The organism is Streptomyces sp. CBMA156 (assembly GCF_014596515.1).
In the GTDB taxonomy this organism is placed as follows: Bacteria; Actinomycetota; Actinomycetes; order Streptomycetales; family Streptomycetaceae; genus Kitasatospora.
Window position 1 is genome coordinate 1 of record NZ_MSJQ01000147.1, and the last position, 8,233, is coordinate 8,233.

Annotated in this window: 7 protein-coding genes; 4 read left to right on the forward strand and 3 right to left on the reverse strand. The window is 73.8% G+C overall.

The features are described 5' to 3' along the window. On the reverse strand, positions 1–893 hold an 893-nt coding region (locus BU198_RS12325; RefSeq protein ID WP_188296886.1), incomplete at its 3' end, for a transposase. Positions 894–1,230: 337 nt separating this feature from the next. Between BU198_RS12325 and BU198_RS42080 the strand changes: the two genes are divergently transcribed. Continuing rightward, on the forward strand, positions 1,231–2,214 hold the full coding sequence (locus BU198_RS42080; RefSeq protein WP_223244134.1) for a helix-turn-helix transcriptional regulator: 984 nt from the start codon (positions 1,231–1,233) through the stop codon (positions 2,212–2,214). A 66-nt stretch (positions 2,215–2,280) separates the two neighbouring features. On the opposite strand, the gene pstS is transcribed toward BU198_RS42080, so the two are convergent. After that, complete coding sequence (pstS, locus tag BU198_RS12335; RefSeq protein ID WP_188296305.1) at positions 2,281–3,396, reverse strand: phosphate ABC transporter substrate-binding protein PstS; 1,116 nt, start codon at positions 3,394–3,396, stop codon at positions 2,281–2,283. A 405-nt stretch (positions 3,397–3,801) separates the two neighbouring features. Between pstS and BU198_RS12340 the strand changes: the two genes are divergently transcribed. Further along, positions 3,802–5,223 carry an APC family permease gene (locus BU198_RS12340; protein WP_188296312.1) on the forward strand — a complete coding sequence of 474 codons (1,422 nt, stop codon included), beginning with the start codon at positions 3,802–3,804 and terminating at the stop codon, positions 5,221–5,223. Positions 5,224–5,274: 51 nt separating this feature from the next. Further along, the gene (locus tag BU198_RS12345) at positions 5,275–6,912 is read left to right on the forward strand and encodes an amidohydrolase (protein ID WP_188296306.1); all 1,638 of its coding nucleotides are present in this window, start codon (positions 5,275–5,277) and stop codon (positions 6,910–6,912) included. A 123-nt stretch (positions 6,913–7,035) separates the two neighbouring features. On the opposite strand, the gene BU198_RS12350 is transcribed toward BU198_RS12345, so the two are convergent. Beyond that, positions 7,036–7,743 carry a TetR/AcrR family transcriptional regulator gene (locus tag BU198_RS12350; protein ID WP_188296307.1) on the reverse strand — a complete coding sequence of 236 codons (708 nt, stop codon included), beginning with the start codon at positions 7,741–7,743 and terminating at the stop codon, positions 7,036–7,038. A gap of 161 nt (positions 7,744–7,904) precedes the next feature. On the opposite strand from BU198_RS12350, the gene BU198_RS12355 reads away from it, so the two are divergent. Continuing rightward, positions 7,905–8,233: ArsR/SmtB family transcription factor (locus BU198_RS12355; protein WP_188296887.1), on the forward strand; the 329-nt coding region annotated here is incomplete at its 3' end.

The following is an 8,233-nucleotide window of genomic DNA, read 5'->3' on the forward strand; positions in this document are numbered from 1 at the left end:
GTGCGCGGCCACTGCGCGGCTGCCGCCTCGGCCAGGACCGCGCCGGTGCCGCCGACCAGCACCCAGACCTCCCGCACCCCGCGCCCGGCGAGCCCGGCCAGCACCTCGGCCAGGACCGCGCCGGTGCCGCCGACCAGCACCCAGACCTCCCGCACCCCGCGCCCGGCGAGCCCGGCCAGCACCCGCGGCCACTGCTCCCCGTCCGCGGCCGGCCACAGGCCCAGCACCTCGCGCCGGCCCTCGACGGAGACCCCGAGCGCCAGGTGCACCAGCGGCCCGCCCGAGCGGCCGCTGCGCACCGAGTCCACGAAGACCACCGGGTAGACCGGGTCGAGCCGCCGCGCACGCCGCTCGGAGAGCTCGTCGAGCACCTGGTCGGTGATGGCCGAGACGGTCTCCCTGCTGAGCTCGACGCCGTACACCTCGGCCAGGTGCGCCACCAGCTCGCCCGAGCTGAGGCCGCGCGCGGTCAGCGAGATCACCAGCCGGTCCAGCCCGGGCAGCCGACGGGCCCGGGGGAGCAGGGCCTTGGGGGAGAAGGTGCCGTCGCGGTCCCTGGGCACCCTCACCTCGACCGGGCCGACCTCGGTGAGCAGCCGTCTGGCCCGGCTCCCGTTGCGGCCGTTGCCGCCGCTCCCCGCACCGACTCCTGCTCCCGCACCCGCTCCTGCCCCCGCATCGGAACCGCGCAGGTGCTCCCGGAGTTCGAGCTCCAGGGCGCCCTCGATCAGCTGCTTGGCGTAGGCCTGGAGCAACCCGCCCTCGCCCAGCAGCCGCACCGCGCCGGAGCCGACCTGTGCGGCGGCGGCCTCCGCCAACTGCCGTACCAGGCGCTGGTCCACCAGGCCGGCGGGGGTGGCGGACGGTGCCGCCGGGTCGGACTCAGCTCGCAACTGGGGATGCCTTCCGTCTGTAGGCCGTTCCGTCCGCCGACCCCCCGCTCCGGACGCCCCGGCGGGGCGGCGGGCGCGGCTTCCCGGCGGTTCCCCGGTCGCCGTCGCCGGGTGCGGTCGTGTCCGGGACCGTCACCGCCGACGCCCCCGCACGCGTGTTCGTTCGACTACCGTCAGCCGGTGATTTCCGCGCCCATTGGGCGTACACTCACGGCTGTCGGAGCCCGGGGGGCGGCTTCTGAACGGCAGTCACCACCATCTTGCCGGTCCGGATGCCTGGCTGTGACCGGTACGGGCATTCGTGAAGCCGCAATGCCGAAGCCGGAAGGATGCCCAGATGTGCCCAACCCAGGACAACTGCGCGGAAACGGGGACACCCCGGCTCTGCGACCTGGGCATCGAGTTCTACCGTTCGGCGCTGGCCGACGGCGAGGCGCGGGGGGAGGCCCCCGAGTGCCTGCTGGCGATGGGCCTGCTGCGCCCGCTGCCCGGCTCCGGCGACCGGCTGGCCGCCGTCCCGCCGGACGTCGCGGCCACCGGACTGGCCCGGCCGCTCGAACTCGCCGTACTGGCCCACCAGGAGCGGCTCGCCGAACTGCACACCTCCTTCACCGTCGCCGAGCACGCCTACCGGGACGTCATGCGGCGCTCCAGGCTGCCGATCCGCCTGCTGGCGGGCGACGAGATCAACCCGGCGCTGGAGAAGGCCGTCGCCGACTGCTCCGAGGAACTGCTGACCGCCCAGCCGGGCGGCGGACGCGGCCCCGACCAGCTGGCCGACGCACTCCCGCGCGACCTCGCGCTGGCCGGCCGCGGCGTGCGCCAGCGCACCCTCTACCAGCACACCGTGCGCTCGCACGGCCCGACGCTCGCCTACATCGAGCAGGTCACCGCGCAGGGCGCCCAGGTGCGCACCCTGAACGAGGTCTTCGACCGGGTCATCATCTGCGACCGCACCACCGCCTTCATCCCGGCCGGCGCCGACCGCGAGGCCGCGGCGATGCTCGTCCAACTCCCGCCGCTGGTCGAGTACCTGCTCAAGATCTTCGAGCTGATGTGGGAGCGCGCCGAGCCCGTCACCTACCAGGCGGGCCACCACCGCCCCCGGCTGCTGACCACCCGCACCCGGCAGAACGTCCTGCGCCTGATGGTCAACGGCTACACCGACGAGGCCATCGCCTCCCGCCTCGGCATGAGCACCCGTACCGTCTCCAGCCACATCCAGAAGGCCAGCGAACTCCTCGGCAGCCGCAGCCGCGGCCACCTCGGCTACATCATCGCCCGCCAGGGTGTCCTCGACGACCCCCTCGACGAGCTCTGACGCCTTCCGGAGGGAACGCCGGCACCGCCGGCCCCCGGTGGGGCCGGCGGTGGGGTGGGGCGGGTCTCAGGCGAGCTTGGCGACGGCGGACTTGACCCGGTCGCCGATGGAGGCGGGGAGCGGGACGTAGCCCTTCTCGCCGATGGCCTTCTGGGCGGCGTCGCTGATCGTGTAGGTGAGGAAGGACTTCAGGGTGTCGAGGGTGGCGGCCTTGTTGCCCTTGTCGCAGGCGATCTCGTAGGTGGCGAGGATGATCGGGTAGGCGTTGTCGGCCTTGGTGCCGTAGTCGAGGGAGAGGGCGAGGTCGCCGTCGGTGCCGGACACGGTGGAGGTGGCGAAGGTGTTGGCGGCGTTGGCGGTGGTGGCCTCGACCGGCTTGGCGGCGCCGGTGGAGATCCTGGCGCTCTTCAGGTTGTTGATCTGGGCGTAGGACAGTTCGGCGTAGCCGATCGAGTTCTTGACCTGCTTGATCTGGGCGGAGAGGCCGGCGCTGCCGTTGGCGGACTGGCCGTTCCTGCCCTTCCACGCCTTGTCCGGTGCGGCGCTCCAGGCGCCGCCGGAGGTCTTGGCGAAGTAGGAGGTCAGGTTGTAGGTGGTGCCGGAGTCGTCCGAGCGGTGGAAGGACTGGATCTCGGCGTCCGGCAGCGTGGCGCCCGGGTTGAGGGCGGCGATCGCCGGGTCGTTCCACTTGGTGATCTGCGAGTCGAAGATCTTGGCGGCGGTCGGGCCGTCCAGGACCAGGTTGTCGACGCCGTCGACGTTGTAGACCAGCGAGACCAGGCCGCCGACCATCGGCAGGTCGATCGCCCGGCCGCCGGTGCAGACCGCCTTGGAGGCGTCCACGTCGGCGGGCTTGAGCACGTAGTCGGTGCCCGCGAAGGCGACCTGGCCCTGGTTGAACTGCTGCACGCCCGCGCCGGAGCCGCCGCCGCTGTAGTTGACGGTGGTGCCGGAACAGGCGCCGGTGTAGGCGGTCTTCCAGACGTCCATGGCGTTGCCCTGCGCGGTGGAGCCGGCGCCGAGGAGGGTGCCGCCCTTGCCGGCGCAGGCGATCGAGGCGGCACTCGTCTGGCCGGGCGCGGGCTTGTTCTCGTCGCTTCCGCAGGCGGTGAGCGTCAGGGCGCCGGCCAGCGCCACCGCGCTCAGGGCGAGGGCGGTGGACCGGCGGTTGCGCTGGAGCATCTGTGGTTCCCTCTCGTCGACACGGTTCCGGTGCGCGGTTCTGGTGCGCGGCTCGGGTTCCGGTGGGTGCCCCGCGGTGCGAGCACACAGCCGGGGAACGACGCTAGGCGGCCGAGGTGAACGTGGTTTCCGGCGCCCGGTGAATCCGCGGTTAACCGAGGGGGAGCCGGAGGGGGACGCGGCGGCTGCCCGGTCTTATGACAACGGCATTGACGTGTGGTGGCGCCGCCGGTTTCATGGCACGCACTTCCCGCCCCGGTCACCCCCTCCGACCGGCGCGGGAGTTCCCCCGCACACGCGCACCCCACACGCGCACCCCACGACCAAGGCGGTGATCCGTTGGCATCGACGGTGAAGGACACGGACGGCGGCCCGGGAACGGACGCGGGTGGCTCCCACGTCGCGATGCGTCAGTCGCTCGGCCTGCTGGACGGAGCGGTGATCGCCGCCTCCAGCACGGCCGCCACCAGCAGCATCGGGATCGGCCTCGGCCTGATGGCCGGGGTGGTCGGCCTGCACCTCCCGGCGATCATGCTGCTGGCCTTCCTGCCGGTGCTCGCCATCGCGGGCGGGTACGGCCGGCTGAACGCCGTGGAACCCGACGCGGGCAGCAGCTACCGGTGGGTCGGGCGCACGCTCAGCCCCTGGCTGGGGTTCCTGACCGGCTGGGTGAACACCGTGGGGACCGTGGTCTTCATGGCGTACACCACCACCGTCACCGGCTCCTCGATCATCCAGCTGCTCGACCAGGCGCACGTGCGCAGCGTCGCCGGGCTGCGGCTCGACGCCGACTCCACCGTCCAGTGCACCCTGCTCGGCCTGGTGGTGCTGGTGGGCGCCGCGCTGGTCGCGGTGCGCGGGCTGGACCTGGCGGCCCGGCTGCAGAAGGCGCTGCTGGTGTTCGAGTACGCGGTGCTGCTCGGCTTCTGCGGGTACGGGCTGTTCGCCGGCGACCAGCCGTTCTCGCTCCAGTGGTTCAACCCCTTCGACATCCCCTCCTTCGACGCGGTCGCGCAGGGCATGGTGCTGGCGGTGTTCTGCTACTGGGGCTTCGAGTCGGTGTTCAGCGTCGGCGAGGAGGTGCGCGACCCGCGGGACGCCTCCCGGGGCGGCATGGTCGCCCTGGTGGTGATGCTGCTGCTGTTCCTGCTCGCCGGTACCGCGTTCCAGCGGGTGCTGCCGATGGACGAGCTGGCCGACAACGGCGCCCACGGGCTGACCTACTTCGGCGCCAAGCTGGCCCAACAGCCGCTGGCGGCACTGCCGTTGATCGCGCTGATGTTCTCCGCGGTGGCCTCGCTGCAGTCCTCGGTGATCCCCACCGCGCGCGGGATGTACGCGATGGGACGCGACCGGGTGCTCGGCCCGGTCTGGACCAGGCTGCACCCCCGGCACGCCACGCCCGCCGTCGGCACCCTGCTGATCACCGCCGTCGCCGTCGCCCTGGCGCTGGTCTCGATCGCCATCCCGACCGTCAACGACCTGATCTCGGCCGCGGTCAACGCGATCGGCATCATCGTCGCGCTCTACTACGCGCTGACCGCCGTCGCGGCCGCCGTCCGGTTCCGCGGGCTGCTGCGCACCGACCTGCTGGAGGGGCTGCGCGCGGTGGTCGGGCCGCTGCTGGGCGCGGCGGCGCTGCTCGCCGTCGGCGGCTACCTGGCCTGGACCTTCTACGACTCCACGGACCACTTCGAACTCGCCGCCGACAACGGCTGGTTCGAGCTGTCCGTGGTGATCCTGATGATCGTCAGCGGACTCCCGGCGGCGGCCTGGGCCCGCTGGCGGCGGCGCTCGCCGTACTTCCTGGGGGATCCCGTCGGTTAAGCCCCGTACGACGCACGCCAGGCACCAGCACACGAGAACGGAGCACCACCCATGACCGAGGCCGATCTGGTCTTCACCCGCGGACCCGTCCACACCGGCGACGCCGCCCGCACCCGGGCGAGCGCCCTGGCCGTGGTCGGCGAGCGGATCGCCGCCGTCGGGCACGACGAGGTCCGGGAGCTGATCGGGCCGGGGACGGAGGTCGTCGACCTCACCGGCAAGCTGCTGCTGCCCGGCTTCCAGGACGCCCACATCCACGCGGTGTTCGGCGGGGCCGAGTTGGCGTCCTGCGACCTCACCGGGACGGTCGGCGTCGCCGACTACCTGGTGCGTGTCCGGGAGTACGCCGAGGCCAACCCGGAACAGGAGTGGATCACCGGCAGCGGGTGGTCGATGGAGAGCTTCGAGGGCGGACTGCCGACCCGGCAGCTGCTCGACTCCGTCGTCCCCGACCGGCCGGTCTACCTGACCAACCGGGACCACCACGGCGCCTGGGCCAACACCAGGGCGCTGGAGCTCGCCGGCGTCACCGCCGACACCCCCGACCCGGCTGACGGGCGGATCGAGCGCGAGGCCGACGGCACCCCGAGCGGCACGCTCCAGGAGGGCGCCACCGGCCTGGTCGCCCGGCTGCTGCCGCCCGCGACCGCCGCCGACCGGCTGGACGGACTGCTGCGCGCCCAGCGGCTGCTGCACTCGCTCGGCATCACCGGCTGGCAGGACGCGCTGCTCGGCGAGTTCAACGGCCAGCCGGACCCGTCCGACGCCTACCTGGCCGCGGCCCGCTCCGGCGCGCTGACCGCCAGGGTCGCCGGGGCGCTCTGGTGGGACCGGGACCGCGGCGCCGGACAGATCCCCGAACTCGTCCGGCGGCGCGAGGAGTTGAGCCACGGGAGGTTCCGGGCCGGCTCGGTGAAGATCATGCAGGACGGCATCGCGGAGAACTTCACCGCCGCGATGACCAGCCCGTACCTGGACGGCTGCGGCTGCGCCACGGCCAACTCCGGCCTCAGCTTCGTCGATCCGGCGGCGCTGCTCGGGTACGTCACCGAACTGGACGCGCTCGACTTCCAGGTGCACTTCCACGCGCTCGGCGACCGGGCCGTGCGCGAGGCGCTGGACGCCGTCGAGGCCGCCCGCAGCGCCAACGGCCGCCGCGGCACCCGGCACCACCTCGCCCACCTCCAGGTGGTCCACCCGGACGACCTGCCGCGCTTCGCCCGGCTGGGCGCCGTCGCCAACATCCAGCCGCTCTGGGCCGCGCACGAGCCGCAGATGGACGAGCTGACCATCCCCTTCCTCGGGCCGGAGCGGGCCGCCTGGCAGTACCCGTTCGGCGCCCTCCAGCGGGCCGGCGCCACCCTGGCGGCGGGCAGCGACTGGCCGGTGAGCAGCCCGGACCCGCTGGCGGGCCTGCACGTGGCGGTCAACCGGATGGAGCCGGAGGCCACCGATGGGCGGGTCTTCCTGCCCGAGCAGCGGCTCGACCTGGGCTCGGCCATCGCCGCGTACACGGCCGGCAGCGCGTACCTGAACGGGTACGACGACGCCGGGGTGCTGGCGGCCGGGCACCTGGCGGACCTGGTGGTGCTCGACCGGGACATCCTCACCGGCCCGCCGGAGGAGATCGCGCACGCCCGGGTGGAGCGCACCTACGTCGGCGGGCGGCTGGTGCACGCGGCGGACTGAGCCCGCGAGACGGGACGGGACGAGACCGGACGAGACGAGGCGAGACGGGGCGGGGCGGGGCGGACCGGCCGGCGGTGGTGAGCGCACGGGGGCTCACCACCGCCGGCCTTGCCACGGGGGCCTTCAGCCCCGCGCCGCCCGCAGCCGCGCCCCGGCGGCCTCCAGCAGCAGGTCGAGGGCGTACGGGTACCCGCTGCGGTTCATGTCGGCGGTGAGCAGGTGGGCGGTGGCCGCGATGTTGGGGTGGCCGACGGCGTCGAGGCGGGCGTAGGAGGCCTGCCAGACCTGGTGGTCGGCGTTCCTGGCGGTGTCCGGGAGGGCGAGGGCGGCGGCGTCCAGGGCGGCGAAGCCGAGGCTCTGGTCGACGAAGGCGTGGTAGATCAGGACGGCCTCCGGGTCGGGGAAGCCGGCGGTGCGCAGGATGCCGAGGATCGTCTCGACGGCGGTGATCTCGTGGGCGCGGCCGGTGGTGCGGTGGGCGGCGAGGATGGCGGCCTGCGGGTGGGCCTGGTAGCTGGCGTGGATGCGCAGGCCGATGGCGCGCAGGTCGGCGCGCCAGTCGCCGGTGGGCTGCCAGCCGTGCTGGGCGCGGCCGATGAGCTCGTCGGCGACGGCGAGCAGCAGGTCGTCGGTGCTGTGGAAGTAGCGGTAGACCGCGCTCGGGTCGGCGCCGAGCGCGGCGCCGAGCCGCCGCACCGTGAGCGCCTCGGCGCCGTGCCGGCCGACCAGCCGGATCGCGGTGGCGACGATCAGCTCGGCGGACAGGACGACGCCCTGCTTGGTGGGGCGGCGCCGACGTCGCTGCGGTTCGGGGACTACGCGATCGCTCATGCCGAGAGGCTATGCCGACATCGTTGACGTAGGCCAGAGGGCGGGCGCCCGCTGCTCGGTCCTCGGCCGGGCCCGGCCCCGGCCGGCGTGGAAGCACCCCGGCGCCCGGGCCTGGTCTTCCCGGCTCCGGGCGCGCGGGCACACCTCGGTACGATCCCTTCATGGGTGGTACGCGGGACGAGGCCTGGGACGCCGAGGCGGCGGAGCGGGCGGTGGCGGTGCTGAAGGCGGTGGCGGACCCGTCGCGCTACCGGCTGCTGTGGGCGCTGAGCGCCCGGGAACTGCCGGTGAGCGAGCTGGCCGAGCTGCTGGGGGCGCACGTCGCGGCGACCTCCCAGCACCTGGCGAAACTGCGGGCGGCCGGGCTGGTGGTGGCGCGGCGGGAGGGGACGCGGATCTTCTACCGGGCCACCGAGGTGCGCGGGCTGCTCGCCGAGGCGGCGCTGATCGCCCAGGACCTGCCCGACCGTCACGGCGGTGGCGGCGACGG

Bases quoted from the DNA above. Each gene is read 5' to 3' on its own strand.
- BU198_RS42080 (WP_223244134.1), top strand. From the start codon at position 1,231: ATGTGCCCAACCCAGGACAACTGCGCGGAAACGGGGACACCCCGGCTC.
- pstS (WP_188296305.1), bottom strand. From the start codon at position 3,396: ATGCTCCAGCGCAACCGCCGGTCCACCGCCCTCGCCCTGAGCGCGGTG.
- BU198_RS12340 (WP_188296312.1), top strand. From the start codon at position 3,802: ATGCGTCAGTCGCTCGGCCTGCTGGACGGAGCGGTGATCGCCGCCTCC.
- BU198_RS12345 (WP_188296306.1), top strand. From the start codon at position 5,275: ATGACCGAGGCCGATCTGGTCTTCACCCGCGGACCCGTCCACACCGGC.
- BU198_RS12350 (WP_188296307.1), bottom strand. From the start codon at position 7,743: ATGAGCGATCGCGTAGTCCCCGAACCGCAGCGACGTCGGCGCCGCCCC.